Genomic DNA, 18,395 nt, shown 5'->3' with positions numbered 1-18,395 from the left:
CAATATCGTTGCAGTGAGGGGCTGGGCCCTCACTGCCAATCCGAAGAGAATCGATGTGAAAGTACTGACTGTATTTGGCACGCGACCGGAGGCCATAAAAATGGCACCTCTGGTTCATGCGTTGGCAAAAGATCCTGATTTTGAGGCAAAAGTTTGCGTCACGGCGCAGCATCGCGAGATGCTCGATCAGGTGTTGAACCTTTTTTCCATTGTACCTGACTACGATCTCAATATTATGCAGCCAGGTCAGGGACTAACAGAAATTACCTGCCGAATACTGGAAGGATTAAAGCCTATTCTGGCTGACTTTAAACCCGACGTTGTGTTGGTTCACGGCGATACCACGACCACCATTGCCACTAGCCTGGCCGCGTTCTATCAGCGTATTCCGGTAGGGCATGTGGAGGCGGGTTTACGTACAGGCGATCTCTACTCTCCCTGGCCGGAAGAGGCGAACCGTACGCTGACAGGGCATTTGGCGATGTATCATTTTGCGCCAACAGAAAACTCGCGCCAAAACCTGCTACGGGAAAATATTTCTGATAGCCGTATCTTCGTTACAGGTAATACGGTTATTGATTCGTTGATCTGGGTTCGTGACCGTGTACTGGGAAATGAGGTGCTGCGTACCGATCTGGCAGAACGTTATCCTTTCCTGGCTGTTGATAAAAAGATGATACTGGTGACCGGTCATCGTCGTGAAAGCTTCGGTCGCGGTTTTGAACGCATATGCCACGCGCTGGCGGAAATTGCTGCGGCCAATCAGAACGTACAGATTGTCTATCCGGTGCACCTGAATCCTAACGTTAGCGAACCGGTGAATCGCATTCTGGGTCACGTTGAAAACGTCATCCTGATTGAACCGCAGGATTACATGCCGTTTGTCTGGCTGATGAATCATGCCTGGCTGATCCTGACCGACTCCGGTGGGATTCAGGAAGAAGCCCCATCTTTGGGGAAACCGGTACTGGTGATGCGCGAAACGACGGAACGTCCGGAAGCGATTACTGCAGGTACAGTACGTCTGGTAGGGACAGACCCGCAGCGTATTGTCGAAGAAGTCACGCGTTTGCTGCATGACGATAATGAATATCAGACCATGAGCCGCGCCCATAATCCATATGGTGACGGGCAGGCATGTGGCCGCATTTTACACGCGTTAAAAAATAATCGGATATCGCTATGAGTTTTACGACCATTTCTGTCATTGGGCTGGGTTATATCGGACTGCCGACGGCGGCTGCCTTTGCTTCCCGTCAAAAGCATGTGATTGGCGTAGATGTAAATCAACACGCGGTGGATACCATTAATCGCGGTGAAATTCATATCGTTGAGCCAGATTTGGGCGCCGTGGTGAAAACGGCGGTCGAAAATGGATTTCTGCGTGCGACCACAACCCCTGTAGATGCGGATGCCTTTCTGATTGCTGTGCCTACTCCGTTTAAGGGGGAGCACGAACCCGATATGGTTTATGTGGAAGCCGCAACCAAGTCTCTTGCTCCGGTGCTGAAAAAAGGCGCGTTGGTGATCCTTGAATCGACGTCGCCTGTCGGGGCTACCGAACAGATGGCCACATGGCTGGCTGAAATGCGTCCTGATTTGACTTTCCCGCAGCAGGTCGGTGAACAGGCTGACGTTAACATTGCTTATTGTCCAGAACGCGTGCTGCCGGGCCAGGTGATGGTTGAACTGATTAAAAACGACCGCGTGATTGGGGGAATGACCTCCGTCTGTTCCGCGCGTGCTAGCGAACTGTACAACATTTTCCTTGAGGGTGAATGTGTCGTGACCAACGCGCGCACTGCGGAAATGTGCAAGCTGACTGAAAATAGCTTCCGCGACGTCAATATCGCCTTCGCTAATGAGTTGTCGCTGATTTGCGCCGATCAGGGGATCAACGTCTGGGAACTGATTCGCCTGGCAAATCGCCATCCGCGCGTGAATATTTTGCAGCCGGGTCCGGGTGTTGGCGGGCACTGTATCGCAGTTGATCCGTGGTTTATCGTGGCGCAGAACCCGCAGCAGGCGAAATTGATTCGCACCGCGCGTGAGGTAAACGACGGTAAGCCTCATTGGGTGGTCGATCGGGTAAAAGCAGCCGTGGCCGACTGTCTGGCGGATACCAATAAACGGGCCAGCGAAGTGAAAATTGCCTGTTTTGGTCTGGCATTTAAACCGAATATCGATGATTTACGTGAAAGCCCGGCGATGGGAATTGCGCAAAGTATCGCGCATTGGCACAAAGGCGAAACATTGGTGGTGGAACCGAATATCCATCAACTGCCGAAAAAACTGGACGGTCTGTGCCAACTGGCAACGCTGGACGATGCCCTGGGAAGTGCCGATGTACTGGTCTTGCTTGTCGACCACAATGAATTTAAAGCCATTGAAGGCGATGCGGTTCACCAGCAATATGTCGTTGATACCAAAGGGGTCTGGCGGTGAAAATCCGCGCCAGTATTGAGCCGCTTAGCTGGGAAAATACGTTCTTTGGCGTGCATAGCGCTATTGTGCGTTTTGACCAACACGCGTCGGTTCTGACTGCGGATGCGTTGCAGCCCTGGTCGCGGGTACAGGCAAAAATACCTGCCGCCAATACCCAAGCATTAGATGCCCTGCAACAAATGGGCTTCTCACTGGTTGAAGGTGAAGTGGATTTTGTGCTGCCAGTGACGTGTGCGCATGGTGACCCCGGTGCGCAGGTCGCACAAACTACGGATATCCCTGCATTACGCCATCTGGCAGGACAGGCGTTCGCGCAAAGTCGTTTTCGCGCCCCGTGGTATGCCGCAGATGCCAGCGCGCGTTTTTATGCGCAGTGGATTGAAAACGCGGTGCTGGGGACGTTCGATCATCAATGCCTCGTTTTTCGTACACCAACAGGTGAGATTCGTGGCTATGTCTCGCTGCGTGAACTGAATGCGACCGAGGCGCGAATTGGCCTGCTAGCCGGGCGTGGGGCGGGAGCAGAACTGATGCAGGCCGCGCTTTGCTGGGCGCAGGCTCACGGTAAAACAGCACTGCGTGTGGCGACCCAAATGGGCAATACCGCCGCGCTTAAACGTTATATACACAGTGGTGCGAATGTGGAAAGCACCGCGTATTGGTTATACAGGTGACACGATGATTCCATTTAACGCACCGCCGGTGGTGGGCACTGAACTCGATTACATGCAGTCTGCGATGAACAGCGGCAAACTGTGTGGCGATGGCGGTTTTACCCGTCGCTGCCAGCAGTGGCTGGAACAGCATTTTGGCAGCGAGAAAGTATTGCTGACGCCTTCCTGCACCGCATCGCTTGAGATGGCGGCATTGCTGCTGGATATCCAGCCTGGCGACGAAGTCATTATGCCAAGCTATACGTTTGTATCCACGGCCAATGCTTTCGTGCTGCGAGGCGCGAAAATTGTCTTTGTTGATATCCGCCCGGATACCATGAACATTGACGAAACGCTGATTGAAGCGGCGATCACCGACAAAACCCGCGCGATTGTGCCGGTGCATTACGCGGGTGTGGCCTGCGAAATGGATACTATTATGGCGCTGGCGACCAAACATAACCTGTTTGTGGTGGAAGATGCGGCCCAGGGCGTTATGTCGACTTACAAAGGTCGGGCGCTGGGGACGATTGGTCACATCGGTTGCTTTAGCTTTCATGAGACCAAAAACTATACCGCAGGTGGTGAAGGCGGTGCGACGCTGATTAATGATAAAAAATTAGTCGAACGTGCAGAGATCATCCGTGAAAAAGGGACAAACCGCAGCCAGTTTTTCCGTGGCCAGGTAGATAAATATACCTGGCGTGATATCGGCTCCAGCTATTTGATGTCCGATCTACAGGCCGCCTATCTGTGGGCGCAGCTGGAAGCAGCGGACCGCATTAACCAGCAGCGTCTGACTCTGTGGCAGAACTACTATGATGCTCTTGAACCGCTGGCGCGTACCGGACGTATCGAGCTGCCTTCTGTACCGGACGACTGCGTGCAAAACGCCCATATGTTTTACATCAAGCTGCGCGATATCGACGATCGCACGGCGTTGATTAACTTCCTGAAAGAAGCTGAAATTATGGCGGTGTTCCACTATATCCCGCTGCATGATTGCCCGGCTGGCGACAAATTCGGCGTATTTGCCGGTGTTGATCGTTACACCACCAAAGAGAGCGAGCGTTTGCTGCGTTTACCGTTGTTCTACAACCTGTCGCCGGTCAACCAGCGAACGGTAATTTCGACCTTACTCAACTACTTCGCCTGAAATGTCGCTTGCTAAAGCGTCCTTATGGACGGCAGCCAGTACGCTGGTAAAAATTGGTGCGGGTTTGCTGGTCGTGAAGCTGCTGGCGGTGTCGTTTGGCCCGGCAGGCGTGGGGCAGGCGGGTAACTTCCGCCAGATGGTCACCGTGCTTGGTGTCCTGGCGGGGGCCGGCATTTTCAACGGCGTCACGAAATATGTTGCGCAGCACCATGACGATCCGAACCAGCTCCGCAAGGTCGTCGGTACATCTTCCGCGATGGTGCTGGGATTCTCTACGCTGATGGCGGTGATTTTTCTGCTGGCGGCCGCACCAATCAGTCAGGGATTGTTTGGTCATACTCATTATCAGGGGCTGGTAAGACTGGTTGCGCTGGTGCAGATGGGCATTGCCTGGGCGAATCTGCTGCTGGCGTTGATGAAGGGGTTTCGCGATGCGGCGGGTAACGCGCTGTCGCTGATTGTGGGTAGTCTGGTGGGCGTAGTGGCTTATTATGGCTGTTATCGCCTGGGAGGGTATGAAGGCGCTTTGCTGGGTCTGGCGTTAGTGCCCGCGTTGGTCGTTATCCCCGCCGCTATTATGCTGATTAAGCGTGGGGCGATTCCGCTGCATTACCTGAAACCCTCGTGGGATAACGGTCTGGCTGGACAGCTAAGCAAGTTTACGCTGATGGCGCTGATTACCTCCGTAACGTTGCCTGTGGCATACGTGATGATGCGAAACCTGCTGGCGGCGCAGTACAGTTGGGATGATGTGGGGATTTGGCAGGGGGTAAGCAGTATCTCTGATGCTTATCTGCAATTCATTACCGCTTCATTCAGCGTTTACTTGCTGCCGACGTTGTCGCGACTGACTGAAAAGCGCGACATTACGCGCGAGGTGGTTAAGTCGCTGAAGTTCGTGTTACCAGCAGTTGCCGCCGCGAGCTTTACCGTTTGGCTACTGCGTGACTTTGCTATCTGGCTGCTTTTCTCCGCAAAATTCACCGCCATGCGCGATCTGTTTGCCTGGCAACTGGTTGGCGATGTACTAAAAGTTGGGGCGTATGTCTTTGGGTATCTGGTGATCGCGAAAGCATCACTGCGGTTTTATATTTTGGCTGAAATTAGCCAGTTCATGTTATTGACGATGTTTGCTCACTGGCTGATCCCTGTACATGGTGCGCTGGGAGCGGCACAGGCTTATATGGCAACGTACATCGTCTATTTTTCACTTTGTTGTGGCGTGTTTTTACTCTGGCGTAGGCGGGCATGACTGTACTGATTCACGTTCTGGGATCGGATATCCCTCACCATAACCAAACCGTGTTGCGGTTTTTCAACGACTCGCTTGCCGCGACGAGCGAGCACGCGCGCACGTTTATGGTTGCCGGTCAGGATGCGGGATTCAGTGAGAGCTGCCCGGCGTTATCGCTGAGTTTTTACAGCGGGAAAAAAGCGTTAGCCGAAGCAGTTATCGCGAAAGCAAAAGCGAATCGCCAACAGCGATTCTTCTTCCACGGTCAGTTCAACACCAGCCTGTGGTTGGCGCTGCTGGGCGGGGGAATTAAACCGACGCAGTTTTACTGGCATATCTGGGGTGCTGATTTATACGAAGTCTCCAGTGGGCTGAAATTCCGCCTGTTTTACCCGATTCGCCGCATGGCGCAGAATCGCGTGGGCTGCGTGTTTGCCACACGGGGCGATTTACGTTATTTCGCCGAGCAACATCCGCATGTACGGGGTGAGTTGCTCTATTTCCCAACGCGAATGGATTCTTCACTCAATAACATGAGCAATGATTGTCAGCGCAGCGGCAAGATGACGGTGCTGGTTGGCAACTCTGGCGATCGCAGCAATGAGCATGTTGCCGCGCTGCGTGCTGTCCATCAGCAGTTCGGCGACACGGTGAACGTGATTGTGCCGATGGGTTATCCCGCCAATAATGAGGCCTATATCGACGAGGTTCGCCAGGCCGGTATGGCATTATTTAGCGCTGATAATCTGCAAATTTTAAGTGAAAAGCTGGAATTTGATGCCTATCTAACATTATTGCGGCAATGCGATTTGGGTTACTTTATTTTTGCCCGACAGCAGGGGATCGGTACCCTGTGTTTGCTGATCCAGGCGGGTATCCCGTGCGTGCTCAACCGTGAAAATCCCTTCTGGCAGGATATGGTGGAACAGAATCTTCCGGTGTTATTTACCACGGATGATCTCAATGAAGGCGTCGTACGTGAAGCGCAGCGCCAGTTGGCATCGGTAGATAAAAACACGATTACCTTCTTTAGCCCGAATTATCTGCAGCCGTGGTATAACGCGCTGCGCATTGCTTCAGGAGAAACCGTATGAGCCTGATGCAATTCAGCGGTCTGCTGGTAGTCTGGCTGCTCTCTACCTTATTTATCGCCACGCTGACCTGGTTTGAGTTCCGCCGCGTACGTTTTAACTTCAATGTTTTCTTCTCATTGTTGTTCTTGCTGACGTTCTTCTTCGGATTCCCGTTAACCAGCATCCTGGTGTTCCGCTTTGATGTGGCAGTGGCTCCGCCGGAGATCCTGCTGCAGGCCTTGCTGTCAGCAGCCTGTTTCTATGCCGTCTACTACGTGACGTATAAAACGCGATTGCGTAAGCGAGTAGAGGGTAAGCCGCGCAGGCCGCTGTTTACCATCAATCGCGTTGAAGCCCATTTGACCTGGGTTATCCTGATGGCGATTGCGCTGGTGAGCGTGGGCGTCTTCTTTATGCACAACGGATTCCTGCTGTTCAGACTGCAATCCTATAGCCAGATTTTTTCCAGCGAAGTCTCTGGGGTCGCTCTGAAGCGTTTCTTCTACTTCTTCATTCCGGCCATGCTGGTGGTTTATTTCCTGCGTCAGGACAGCAAAGCGTGGTTGTTCTTCCTGGTGAGCACCGTCGCGTTTGGTTTGCTGACCTATATGATTGTGGGCGGGACACGCGCCAATATCATAATCGCGTTTGCCATCTTCTTGTTTATCGGCATTATTCGCGGCTGGATTTCGCTGTGGATGTTGGTCGCCGCAGGCGTGCTGGGTATTGTCGGGATGTTCTGGCTGGCCTTGAAGCGCTACGGAATGAGCGTTAGCGGCGATGAGGCGTTCTATACGTTCCTGTACCTTACGCGCGACACTTTCTCGCCGTGGGAGAACCTGGCGCTGTTGCTGCAGAATTACCACAATATTGAGTTCCAGGGGCTGGCGCCGATTGTCCGTGACTTCTACGTCTTTATTCCTTCCTGGCTGTGGCCTGGGCGGCCGAGTATTGTACTCAACTCAGCGAACTACTTTACCTGGGAAGTGTTGAACAACCACTCAGGACTGGCGATTTCGCCGACGTTAATTGGTTCACTGGTGGTGATGGGCGGGGCGCTTTTTATACCATTAGGCGCGATTGTCGTTGGACTCATTATCAAGTGGTTCGACTGGCTGTATGAGCTAGGTAACCGCGAAACTAATCGCTATAAAGCGGCGATTCTGCACAGTTTCTGTTTTGGCGCCATTTTCAATATGATCGTGTTGGCACGTGAAGGGCTGGATTCGTTTGTCTCGCGAGTGGTCTTTTTCCTCGTGATTTTTGGCGTTTGCCTACTGATGGCAAAACTGCTGTTTTGGCTATTCGATAGCGCAGGACTCATCCATAAGCGAATCAAGTCGCTGCCCCGGACACAAATTGAAGGATCGTAATGACAGATAACATAACTGCGCCGCTGTATTCGCTGCGCGGATTACAACTGATTGGCTGGCGCGATATGCAACATGCGCTGAATTACCTGTTTGCCGAAGGACACCTCAGGTCAGGAACGCTGGTGGCTATCAACGCTGAGAAAATGCTGACAGCAGAAGATAATCCTGAAGTGAGGGAGCTGATCAACGCCGCGGAGTTCAAATATGCGGATGGGATTAGCGTGGTGCGTTCGGTGCGCAAAAAATTCCCACAGGCGCAGGTTTCACGTGTGGCCGGTGCTGACCTTTGGGAAGCGCTGATGGCGCGAGCCGGGCAAAACGGAACGCCTGTTTTCCTGGTTGGTGGCAAGCCTGAAGTTCTGGCGCAAACAGAGGCAAAACTACGTGCACAGTGGCGTGTGAACATTGTGGGTAGCCAGGATGGTTATTTTACCTCAGAGCAGCGTCAGGCGTTATTTGAGCGTATTCACGCCAGCGGCGCGCAAATTGTGACGGTGGCGATGGGTTCGCCGAAACAAGAGATCTTTATGCGTGATTGCCGCAAGACTCACCCTGACGCGCTGTATATGGGCGTGGGTGGCACCTACGACGTCTTTACCGGTCACGTTAAGCGTGCGCCTAAAATCTGGCAAAATCTGGGACTGGAGTGGCTGTATCGCTTATTGTCGCAACCGAGCCGTATTACTCGACAACTTCGCTTATTACGCTATCTACGCTGGCACTATACCGGCAACCTCTGACGCCCTCTCTCCTCTGATAAGTAGCGTGATCTGCTAATTACGCTACTTATTCACAACATAATCGCTGCTTTCTCGCACAATATATTCATTTTTTGAATGCTTTAATTGCCATTTAAGCGATTTTAGGAAACCATTCGCAACAATCATTTCAGTGCCGTGGAGTTTTGACGCCAACTGCTAAGCGGTCGGTGTCGTATAGCCTGTTATGACATAACAAGATGTACCCATAACGAGAACCGGTAATACCGGACAGCATGCAAACACAACAAGAGGATTTATGGCCGAGAACAAACCTGAGCTACAGCGTGGGCTGGAGGCTCGTCACATCGAATTAATTGCCCTCGGGGGCACTATTGGCGTCGGGCTGTTTATGGGGGCCGCCAGTACCCTGAAATGGGCGGGACCTTCGGTTCTGCTGGCGTATATCGTCGCCGGGCTGTTCGTATTTTTCATTATGCGTTCTATGGGGGAGATGTTATTCCTCGAGCCGGTTGCCGGTTCATTCGCTGTTTACGCTCACCGTTATATGAGCCCCTTCTTTGGCTATCTCACCGCCTGGTCATACTGGTTTATGTGGATGGCGGTGGGGATCTCAGAGATTACCGCCATCGGGGTGTACGTCCAGTTCTGGTTCCCGGAAATGGCGCAATGGATACCCGCACTGATCGCGGTCGGATTGGTTGCATTGGCGAACCTCGCCGCAGTTCGCTTGTATGGTGAAATTGAGTTCTGGTTTGCCATGATCAAAGTGACCACCATCATTGTGATGATCGTCATTGGGTTAGGGGTGATTTTCTTCGGTTTTGGTAATGGCGGTCAGGCGATCGGCTTTGGCAACCTGACCGAACACGGCGGTTTCTTTGCTGGTGGTTGGAAGGGCTTCCTGACGGCATTGTGTATTGTCGTGGCTTCTTACCAGGGCGTGGAGCTGATCGGCATTACTGCAGGTGAAGCGAAGAACCCACAGGTCACGCTGCGTAGCGCGGTAGGTAAAGTGCTGTGGCGTATCCTGATTTTCTACGTTGGCGCAATTTTTGTTATTGTCACTATTTTCCCGTGGAACGAGATTGGCAGCAACGGCAGTCCGTTTGTTCTCACCTTTGCCAAGATTGGTATTACCGCCGCGGCGGGGATTATTAACTTTGTGGTCCTGACGGCGGCGCTGTCTGGCTGTAACAGCGGCATGTACAGCTGTGGGCGTATGCTCTACGCGCTGGCCAAGAATCGCCAGCTCCCCGCCGCTGTTGGGAAAGTTTCTCGCCATGGCGTACCGGTTGCCGGCGTGGCCATTTCTATCGCGATCCTGCTGATTGGTTCGTGCCTGAACTACATCATTCCCAATCCGCAGCGCGTGTTTGTTTATGTCTATAGCGCCAGCGTGTTGCCGGGGATGGTGCCGTGGTTTGTGATCCTGATAAGCCAGCTGCGTTTCCGTCAGGCGCATAAAGCGGCGATTGCCAGTCATCCATTCCGCTCCATTCTGTTCCCGTGGGCGAATTATTTGACGATGGCGTTCCTGATTTGCGTATTAATTGGCATGTACTTTAATGAAGATACCCGAATGTCGCTTTTTGTTGGCATGGGTTTCTTGTTGGCCGTGACGTTCATTTATAAGGTTTTTGGTCTGAATCGTCATGGCACAGCCCATAAATTGCGGGAATAAGCGACAAAACGCACAAACCATGACCAAACGATAATTTATTTTAAAAAAGCACTAGACAGAAGACCGAGACCTCCGTAATATCCAGCCCCGCAACGGCGCTAAGCGCCCGTAGCTCAGCTGGATAGAGCGCTGCCCTCCGGAGGCAGAGGTCTCAGGTTCGAATCCTGTCGGGCGCACCATTTAGTAGGGTGCCAGAGCTGCGGTGGTTTTAATACCGCGTAAAAGATTTGCAGTGGTGGCTATAGCTCAGTTGGTAGAGCCCTGGATTGTGATTCCAGTTGTCGTGGGTTCGAATCCCATTAGCCACCCCATTAATTTAAAGTTGTGAAATGCGAAGGTGGCGGAATTGGTAGACGCGCTAGCTTCAGGTGTTAGTGTCCTTAGGATGTGGGGGTTCGAGTCCCCCCCCTCGCACCACGACTTAAAGAATTGAACTAAAAATTCAAAAAGCAGTAAAACGGCGAGTAGCGCAGCTTGGTAGCGCAACTGGTTTGGGACCAGTGGGTCGGAGGTTCGAATCCTCTCTCGCCGACCAATTTTGAACCCCGCTTCGGCGGGGTTTTTTGTTTTCTGATTTTCCCTTCTCAGCCTTTATTCCCGCGAATTACCTGATGTCTTAAAAAGTCCGAATACCTGGTTTTTGCAGTGCAATCGTGGCATGCCTTGTGCAATAATATGCGGGTAGATGCTCATTCCATCTCTTATGTTCGCCCTCTGGCCTCATAAACTCAGGAATGATGCAGAGCCATTTACGGTGCTTATCGTCCACAGACAGATGTCGCGTAGCCTCATCAAACACCATGGACATAACGTTGAGTGAAGCACCCATTTATGTTGTCATACAGACCTGTTTAACGCCTGCTCCTTACCGAGCGGGCGTTTTTTTATGCATACACAAAATCCTTCGAGCTGCTTCTCGAATGATTTTGTGTATACGAGATGAAAAATATGTAGGCCCGGTAAGCGAAAGCGCCACCGGGCATTCAGGAGTTACTGCGGGGGATTGTTGTTCTGCAACGTCAACATCAGGCCATCACGACGCATGGTGGCGGCTTCTTCCGGTTGATGCAGTCTGTCCAGCGCGTCAGCAAGCCAGGCGTAGTCATAGGCATCCGGGCGCTGTTTGAGAGCGGCACGGAAGGCGAGCGTGGCTTCCTGCCATTCCCCATGCTTCATTAACGACTGACCCAGCGTACTCCACAGCAACGGGCGATCGCCCACGGCTTTAATCTGCTGGCGCAACACTTTTTCTATCTGTTCCGGATTATTGGTTTTCAGACGCGGGATCGGCAGCACCAGACGGTCATCGTACTGACGTTTCAAACCATCAATGATGACCTGCTGCGCCGTATCGTGATCGTCACACTCAATCAGATGTTCAGCCATTGCTACCTGCAAAGCAACCTGATGACGAGTTTTACGGTTCTGGTTTTTCCACCATGCACGCAGCCCCTCGCTGCCCTGATCGGCGCGGACCTGATCCATCAAGCCAACCCATGCCTGTTGTTCCAGCATGGCGCGGTGCTCGTCATCACCCACATGCGCTTTTGCCATGGATGGGATGATATCCAGCAAGGAACTCCATGCGCCGGTGCGAATGTAGGCCTGCTCAGCCAGACGCAGCACTTCCGGATGACGTGGCGTTACTTCCAGCAGTTTGTCTATGCTGTGGCGTGCGGCGTGATTTTCATTACGCGCCAGTTGTAGGCGAACGCGAGCGATTTCTACCGGGATCGTATCATTTCCCGCCAGTTCGGTAGCACGCTCAAGGTGTTGGTTGGCGCGAGCTTCGTCACCGCGCTGCTGAGCCGCTTCTGCCGCCAGCAGGTAATTCACTACTGGCTGTTCTGCATGATCGGCATTTTTCGACATCAGCTTCTCAACCTGCTGATAGTCACCTTCTGCCAGTTTGAGCAGCGCCTGTTCGGTCTGCTTACGGGCGCGACGACGTTTACGACCCACAAACCACCCACGGGTATGTGCGCCGGTGCGGAAAATTCGGCGCAACAGCCATTCAATCGCAAACAGGACGACCATGGCGACGATCAGGATGATCACCAGGCCCGTCACGCTGGTTTCGATATTGTAGTTATCCGTCTGGATCAGCACATAGCCCTGATGACCGGCTATCATCGGACCGACGACGATCCCGGCGATCAACAGCACAAAGAGCAACAATACTTTTAGCATCATTATTCTCCTTGCGGCGCGGTTGCCGGAGCGTCTGTCGAAGGCGCTGGCGCTGCTGCTACCGGTGCTGTGGCAGGTTGCGCCAGTAAATTACGTACGCGGGTCTGCATTAACTTGTCGAGAATAGCCTGACTCTGCAGCGTTTCCGGGACATCCATACTGATGCTTTGCTGGCTCAGTTGGTCTACTTCTTCAAGGAACGCTTTGGTCGCTGCATCGTCGGTGTCGTAGTAAGCACGCACCCATGTGGAGACATTTTCCAGCGCCTGGCGGTATGTCTCTTCCTGATGACGCGGCACGGCCTGTGCAGCTACTAACAGGCGGGAACGGATATTTTCACGTAAGTAAACGTCCTGGTTCGGTGCCAGCAGCGGTACGGCAGTTTCATCACGACGGCGCACGGTGATAAAGCTGTCCATAAAGTTCTGCCAGCTTTTTTGCAGATTGACGCGCCATTCGCTAATCGAGCTGGAAAGCTCGCTGCTGTCCGAGTCCATCGGTGAATCGTCGGTGTCGTTGTCGGCCAAACGCAGGTTATCGATCTGATTAGAGAGTTGATTCACTTTCAGGATAATGCCGTCATAGTCGACCTGAGTCACCGCGGAGAGGCTCGCGATATCGTCAGTAATCGCACGTCGCGCGGTAATTAAGCTCGGGTCGTTCATATCTGCCAGACTGGCATCGGCGCTTTTCAGCAGCGCCGCGGCGGTAGTGACGTCCTGATCGCTCCATAATTTGCGACCAGCCAGTTTCACCAGGAAATCAGCCTGCGCCAGCAGCCATGTTCCAGCATCGCTGCCGGAGATGGCGGCGACTTTTTGCTGGACTTCATCAAGCTGTTTGACCAGCGCGGCCTGCTGGCGAGTGGCTTCATCCAGCTGCGTTGCCTGCTGTTTAATAATACCTTCCAGTTCAGCTTTCTGGCTTTCCTGCGCTTTTTGCAGTGCCGTCAGCTGGTTCGCCAGCGCATCGCTGGTTGCCGTTTGTGTTGTTGCCTGTTGTTTCCCCCAGCCGTACAGCCCAACGCCTGCTGCCAGCGCAATAGCAATTGCCACAGCGCTCAGAATCAGCGCCGTGCTGTTCTTACTCTTTTTTTCAGTATTAACTGGCTGTGACGTGGTTTCCACGGCCTCCCTGGTCTCTTCAACCACGGCGGAGGATTTTTCTTGTTCCGTCATTATGGCATCCCATTATGAGAGTTATTGTAATGCGCGTAGAAGCGCATCGTTGTCGGCGTTATCAGCGACCTTAATATCTTGCCAGCCCAGTTCCCGGGCGAGGTGCGCCAGACGCTCACTGACGACCAGCAGCCGACAGCGTAGTAACCAGTGCTCACGATACCACTGTGGAATAAGCGTCCAGAGCTGTTGTAGCATCTCTCCGCTAGTGACGACCACCGTGGTTACGCCACGGGATTGCCAGCGCATCGCTTCTTCTGCACCATCGTAATATTTTGCACTGCGTTGATAACATTCACAAAAATCGACATCGGCTCCGCGTGCCGTCAGGGTTTCACCTATCAGCTCACGGCCACCGTTGCCGCGTAATATAAGCGCGCGTTTTCCCGCAATATTTTGTAATTCAGGTAATTGTAGCAAGACTTCGCTAATTTCCCGATCCAGAGGGTAGTGAATATTGAAGCCACTAACAGTATGCAGCGCCAGCGCCGTTGTACGGCCAATGGCAAAATATTGCGGAAGGGATGGCCAGCTTTTCTCTTGCTGCTGAAGCTCGGCATCTGCAAAGGTAACGGCGTGCTGCGAGAGGGCGAAGACCAGATCGTTCTCCGTCAGCGCCGACAGTCGGGAAGCAAGCGTTGCCAGTTCCCGACCAGGTGAAAACTCGATGAGCGGAAAACTCCAGGCCACCTGCCCCAGTGTGCGCAGACGGCTCACTAACTCTTCCCCTGCGGGAGACGGGCGGGTGACCAGAATACTCATGCGGGTGCTTCTCCGTTATAAACTTCAGCCAGAATGGCGCGCGCACCATTCTCCAGCAGTTCTTCTGCCAGAGAGATGCCCATCTGTTCGGCATCCTGTGTGGCGCCGCGACGTTCTCCGCATACCATCTGTGAACCGTCTGGCGCGCCGACCAGCGCACGTAGCCAAATTTCACCGTCGATGATTTCGGCATAGCTACCAATAGGTACCTGACATCCCCCTTCCAGGCGGGTGTTCATGGCGCGTTCTGCTTTGACGCGTAGCGCGGTTTCTTCATGGTTGAGCGGCGCTAACAGCGCCTGAGTGCGCATATCATCCAGTCGACATTCTATGCCTACTGCGCCTTGTCCGACAGCGGGCAGGGAGACTTCCGGCGGCAGAGCGGTACGGACTCGCGACTCAAGACCTAAACGTTTTAATCCAGCGACCGCCAGAATAATGGCGTCATAATCGCCGTTATCCAGTTTGCTGAGGCGCGTGCCTACGTTGCCGCGCAGCGAACGGATGACGAGATCCGGGCGACGCTTCGCCAACTGGCACTGGCGACGCAAACTGGATGTCCCAACGATGCTGCCTGCGGGGAGTTCATCCAGCGTGTTGTACTTATTTGAGACGAAAGCATCACGCGGATCCTCTCGCTCGCAAATGGTGACCAGTCCAAGACCGTCAGGGAATTCAACCGGCACATCCTTCATGGAATGCACGGCGATATCGGCGCGTTTTTCCAGCAGCGCGACTTCCAGCTCTTTAACAAACAACCCTTTCCCTCCGACTTTCGCCAGCGGGGTATCAAGGATCACATCGCCACGGGTTACCATAGGAACCAGTTCCACGATCAGACCTGGGTGGTTTGCCATTAAGGCGTCTTTGACATAATGTGCCTGCCAGAGCGCAAGGGGGCTTTGGCGTGTGGCAATTCTCAAAACATTGTCTAACATGCTTGTTACCGTCATTATCAATCATTGACCATCCTAACATCCTTATCAAAGGGATGTCAGCGTTACGCTCAAACGTAAGTGAGAGGAAAGGCGCTGCATCATCACTGTCAGTGAATAATGACGAGAAAAACCTCCCGACCGTATGAAGGAATTTACACGTAACGAACGGTGCTACACTGGTATGTAGCGCATCTTTCTTTACGGTCAATGAGCAAGGTGTTAAATTGATCACGTTTTAGACCATTTTTTCATCTGTAACTAATAAAAGTGCAGGGGAAAAAGGTAACGGTTATTTTTGACATACGGTTTATCCGGACTGATGACGAGGGTGGTGAGCGTTTGCGCCGCTGCTATCGACGCCATGACGGATGCAACATCAGGCGATACGTCTTGTACCTCTATATTGAGACTCTGAAACAGAGACTGGATGCCATAAATCAACTGCGTGTGGATCGCGCGCTTGCTGCCATGGGACCTGCTTTCCAGCAGGTATACAGTCTGCTGCCGACATTATTGCACTACCACCATCCGCTGATGCCGGGTTACCTTGATGGTAACGTTCCCAAGGGCATATGCCTTTACACGCCTGATGAAACCCAACGCCACTACCTGAACGAGCTGGAACTGTACCGCGGTATGTCGCCGCAGGACCCGCCGAAGGGCGAACTGCCGATCACCGGCGTTTACTCAATGGGCAGTACCTCTTCGGTAGGGCAAAGCTGTTCGTCTGACCTTGATATCTGGGTCTGCCATCAATCCTGGCTGGATAGCGAAGAGCGCCAGCTGCTGCAGCGAAAATGTAGCCTGCTGGAAAGCTGGGCGGCCTCGCTGGGTGTGGAAGTCAGTTTCTTCCTGATTGATGAAAACCGTTTCCGTCACAATGAAAGCGGCAGTCTGGGTGGTGAAGACTGTGGTTCGACGCAGCATATCCTGTTGCTGGATGAATTCTATCGCACCGCTGTGCGCCTCGCGGGTAAACGTATTCTGTGGAATATGGTGCCGGGCGACGAAGAAGAGCACTACGACGATTACGTCATGACGCTCTACGCACAGGGGGTGTTAACGCCAAATGAATGGCTGGATCTCGGCGGACTCAGTTCGCTTTCCGCCGAAGAGTACTTTGGCGCCAGCCTCTGGCAGTTGTACAAGAGTATCGACTCCCCGTACAAAGCGGTACTGAAAACGCTGTTGCTGGAAGCCTATTCCTGGGAATATCCCAACCCACGACTGTTGGCGAAAGACATTAAACAGCGCTTGCATGACGGCGAGATCGTCTCTTTTGGTCTCGACCCTTACTGCATGATGCTGGAGCGCGTTACCGAGTACCTCACGGCGATCGAAGATCCGACGCGCCTGGATTTAGTACGTCGATGTTTCTACTTAAAAGTGTGCGAGAAACTGAGCCGTGAGCGCGCCTGCGTGGGCTGGCGTCGTGAAGTATTAAGTCAGTTAGTGAAAGAGTGGGGCTGGGATGACACCCGTCTGACCATGCTGGATAACCGCGCTAACTGGAAGATTGACCAGGTACGTGAAGCGCATAACGAACTGCTCGATGCGATGATGCAGAGCTATCGTAACCTGATCCGCTTTGCGCGGCGCAATAACCTCAGCGTCAGCGCCAGTCCGCAGGATATCGGCGTGCTGACCCGTAAGCTGTATGCTGCGTTTGAAGCGTTGCCGGGTAAGGTCACGCTGGTGAACCCGCAGATATCTCCGGATCTCTCGGAACCGAATCTGACCTTTATCCATGTACCGCCGGGTCGTGCCAACCGTTCGGGTTGGTATCTCTACAACCGCGCGCCTAACATGGACTCGATCATCAGCCATCAGCCGCTGGAATATAACCGCTATCTCAACAAGCTGGTGGCGTGGGCATGGTTCAATGGCCTGCTGACCTCGCGTACGCATTTGTTTATTAAGGGCAACGGCATTGTTGATTTGCCGAAGCTGCAGGAAATGGTCGCCGACGTGTCGCACCACTTCCCGCTGCGACTGCCTGCGCCAACGCCGAAAGCGCTCTATAGCCCATGCGAAATTCGCCATCTGGCGATTATCGTTAACCTCGAATATGACCCGACGGCAGCGTTTCGCAATCAGGTGGTGCATTTTGATTTCCGTAAGCTGGACGTCTTCAGTTTTGGTGAAGAGCAAAAATGCCTGGTGGGTAGCGTAGACCTGCTGTACCGCAACTCGTGGAATGAAGTGCGTACGCTGCACTTCAACGGCGAGCAGGCGATGATTGAAGCGTTAAAAACGATTCTGGGCAAAATGCACCAGGATGCCGCGCCGCCAGATAGCGTCGAGGTCTTCTGCTATAGCCAGCATCTGCGCGGTTTAATTCGCACCCGCGTTCAGCAACTGGTGTCTGAGTGCATCGAATTACGTCTGTCCAGCACCCGTCAGGAAACCGGACGTTTCAAAGCGCTGCGTGTTTCCGGCCAGACGTGGGGATTGTTCTTCGAGCGCCTGAACGTCTCGGTGCAGAAGCTGGAAAACGCGATTGAATTCTATGGCGCGATTTCACATAACAAACTGCACGGGCTTTCGGTCCAGGTTGAGACCAACCATGTGAAACTGCCGTCGGTGGTAGACGGTTTTGCCAGTGAAGGGATTATTCAGTTCTTTTTCGAAGAAACGGGTGATGAGCAGGGCTTTAATATCTACATTCTGGACGAAAGCAATCGGGCTGAGGTGTATCACCACTGCGAAGGTAGTAAAGAGGAACTGGTACGCGACGTCAGCCGTTTCTACTCATCGTCGCACGATCGTTTTACCTACGGCTCCAGCTTCATCAACTTTAACCTGCCGCAGTTCTATCAGATTGTGAAAACCGACGGGCGCGCGCAGGTGATTCCGTTCCGCACCCAGCCGATTAGCGCTGTTCCGCCCGTCAATCAGGACAACGACGCGCCGCAGTTGCAGCAGTACTTCTCTTAAGCATAGTGCCGGATGGCGGTGTAAACACCTTATCCGGCCTCCAAATGCGCGAG

At 53.1% G+C, this 18,395-nt stretch carries 14 protein-coding genes and 4 tRNA genes; 14 read left to right on the top strand and 4 right to left on the bottom strand.

Annotated elements, in window-relative coordinates; all coding sequences use genetic code 11:
- Window positions 1–55: 55 nt before the first annotated feature.
- From wecB to SK39_RS11230, 13 genes are all read left to right on the top strand, one after another.
- Window positions 56–1,186 (top strand): non-hydrolyzing UDP-N-acetylglucosamine 2-epimerase, encoded by a 1,131-nt coding sequence (wecB, locus tag SK39_RS11290; protein WP_032948215.1) that lies wholly within the window; start codon window positions 56–58, stop codon window positions 1,184–1,186.
- Entirely contained in the window at window positions 1,183–2,445 is a 1,263-nt protein-coding gene (gene wecC, locus SK39_RS11285; protein ID WP_032938458.1) for a UDP-N-acetyl-D-mannosamine dehydrogenase, read from the top strand. Before wecB ends, wecC begins: the two co-directional genes overlap by 4 nt.
- Window positions 2,442–3,119, top strand: a complete 678-nt coding sequence (gene rffC, locus SK39_RS11280; RefSeq protein ID WP_032938460.1) for a dTDP-4-amino-4,6-dideoxy-D-galactose acyltransferase — start codon at window positions 2,442–2,444, stop codon at window positions 3,117–3,119. Before wecC ends, rffC begins: the two co-directional genes overlap by 4 nt.
- A 4-nt stretch (window positions 3,120–3,123) precedes the next feature.
- Complete coding sequence (gene rffA, locus SK39_RS11275) at window positions 3,124–4,254, top strand: dTDP-4-amino-4,6-dideoxygalactose transaminase (protein ID WP_048217008.1); 1,131 nt, start codon at window positions 3,124–3,126, stop codon at window positions 4,252–4,254.
- A 1-nt stretch (window position 4,255) separates the two neighbouring features.
- Window positions 4,256–5,506, top strand: a complete 1,251-nt coding sequence (gene wzxE, locus SK39_RS11270) for a lipid III flippase WzxE (RefSeq protein ID WP_048217007.1) — start codon at window positions 4,256–4,258, stop codon at window positions 5,504–5,506.
- A complete protein-coding gene (locus SK39_RS11265; protein ID WP_048217006.1) occupies window positions 5,503–6,582 on the top strand; it encodes a TDP-N-acetylfucosamine:lipid II N-acetylfucosaminyltransferase in 1,080 nt (359 codons plus the stop codon). The genes wzxE and SK39_RS11265 overlap by 4 nt, the downstream gene beginning before the upstream one ends.
- Entirely contained in the window at window positions 6,579–7,934 is a 1,356-nt protein-coding gene (wzyE, locus tag SK39_RS11260) for an ECA oligosaccharide polymerase (protein ID WP_032950629.1), read from the top strand. The genes SK39_RS11265 and wzyE overlap by 4 nt, the downstream gene beginning before the upstream one ends.
- On the top strand, window positions 7,934–8,674 hold the full coding sequence (gene wecG, locus SK39_RS11255; RefSeq protein ID WP_003844623.1) for a lipopolysaccharide N-acetylmannosaminouronosyltransferase: 741 nt from the start codon (window positions 7,934–7,936) through the stop codon (window positions 8,672–8,674). The genes wzyE and wecG overlap by 1 nt, the downstream gene beginning before the upstream one ends.
- Before the next feature lie 277 nt (window positions 8,675–8,951).
- Window positions 8,952–10,337, top strand: a complete 1,386-nt coding sequence (gene thrP, locus SK39_RS11250; protein WP_003017961.1) for a bifunctional threonine/serine APC transporter ThrP — start codon at window positions 8,952–8,954, stop codon at window positions 10,335–10,337.
- Window positions 10,338–10,439: 102 nt separating this feature from the next.
- A tRNA-Arg gene (locus tag SK39_RS11245) sits at window positions 10,440–10,516 on the top strand.
- Window positions 10,517–10,572: 56 nt separating this feature from the next.
- Window positions 10,573–10,648: transfer RNA gene (locus SK39_RS11240), tRNA-His, on the top strand.
- 20 nt (window positions 10,649–10,668) lie between these two features.
- Window positions 10,669–10,754, top strand: a tRNA-Leu gene (locus SK39_RS11235).
- Between the two features lie 41 nt (window positions 10,755–10,795).
- Window positions 10,796–10,872 (top strand) — tRNA-Pro (locus tag SK39_RS11230).
- Window positions 10,873–11,327: 455 nt separating this feature from the next.
- On the opposite strand, the gene hemY is transcribed toward SK39_RS11230, so the two are convergent.
- Genes hemY through hemC form a run of 4 tightly spaced genes read right to left on the bottom strand, consistent with a single transcriptional unit; the run spans window position 11,328 to window position 15,405 of the window.
- On the bottom strand, window positions 11,328–12,527 hold the full coding sequence (hemY, locus tag SK39_RS11220; protein WP_032938472.1) for a protoheme IX biogenesis protein HemY: 1,200 nt from the start codon (window positions 12,525–12,527) through the stop codon (window positions 11,328–11,330).
- Between the two features lie 2 nt (window positions 12,528–12,529).
- Entirely contained in the window at window positions 12,530–13,705 is a 1,176-nt protein-coding gene (gene hemX / locus SK39_RS11215) for a uroporphyrinogen-III C-methyltransferase (protein WP_048217005.1), read from the bottom strand.
- A gap of 21 nt (window positions 13,706–13,726) precedes the next feature.
- Window positions 13,727–14,467, bottom strand: a complete 741-nt coding sequence (hemD, locus tag SK39_RS11210; protein WP_003017952.1) for a uroporphyrinogen-III synthase — start codon at window positions 14,465–14,467, stop codon at window positions 13,727–13,729.
- The gene (hemC, locus tag SK39_RS11205) at window positions 14,464–15,405 is read right to left on the bottom strand and encodes a hydroxymethylbilane synthase (protein ID WP_003841203.1); all 942 of its coding nucleotides are present in this window, start codon (window positions 15,403–15,405) and stop codon (window positions 14,464–14,466) included. The genes hemD and hemC overlap by 4 nt, the downstream gene beginning before the upstream one ends.
- Before the next feature lie 390 nt (window positions 15,406–15,795).
- Between hemC and cyaA the strand changes: the two genes are divergently transcribed.
- The gene (cyaA, locus tag SK39_RS11200) at window positions 15,796–18,342 is read left to right on the top strand and encodes a class I adenylate cyclase (RefSeq protein ID WP_003017946.1); all 2,547 of its coding nucleotides are present in this window, start codon (window positions 15,796–15,798) and stop codon (window positions 18,340–18,342) included.
- Window positions 18,343–18,395 lie beyond the last annotated feature (53 nt).

Origin of the sequence: Citrobacter sp. BIDMC107 (assembly GCF_001037575.1) — a bacterium.
GTDB lineage: Bacteria > Pseudomonadota > Gammaproteobacteria > Enterobacterales > Enterobacteriaceae > Citrobacter > Citrobacter freundii.
Note: the sequence above shows the minus strand (reverse complement) of the source record. Positions and strands in the feature narration are given on the sequence as shown.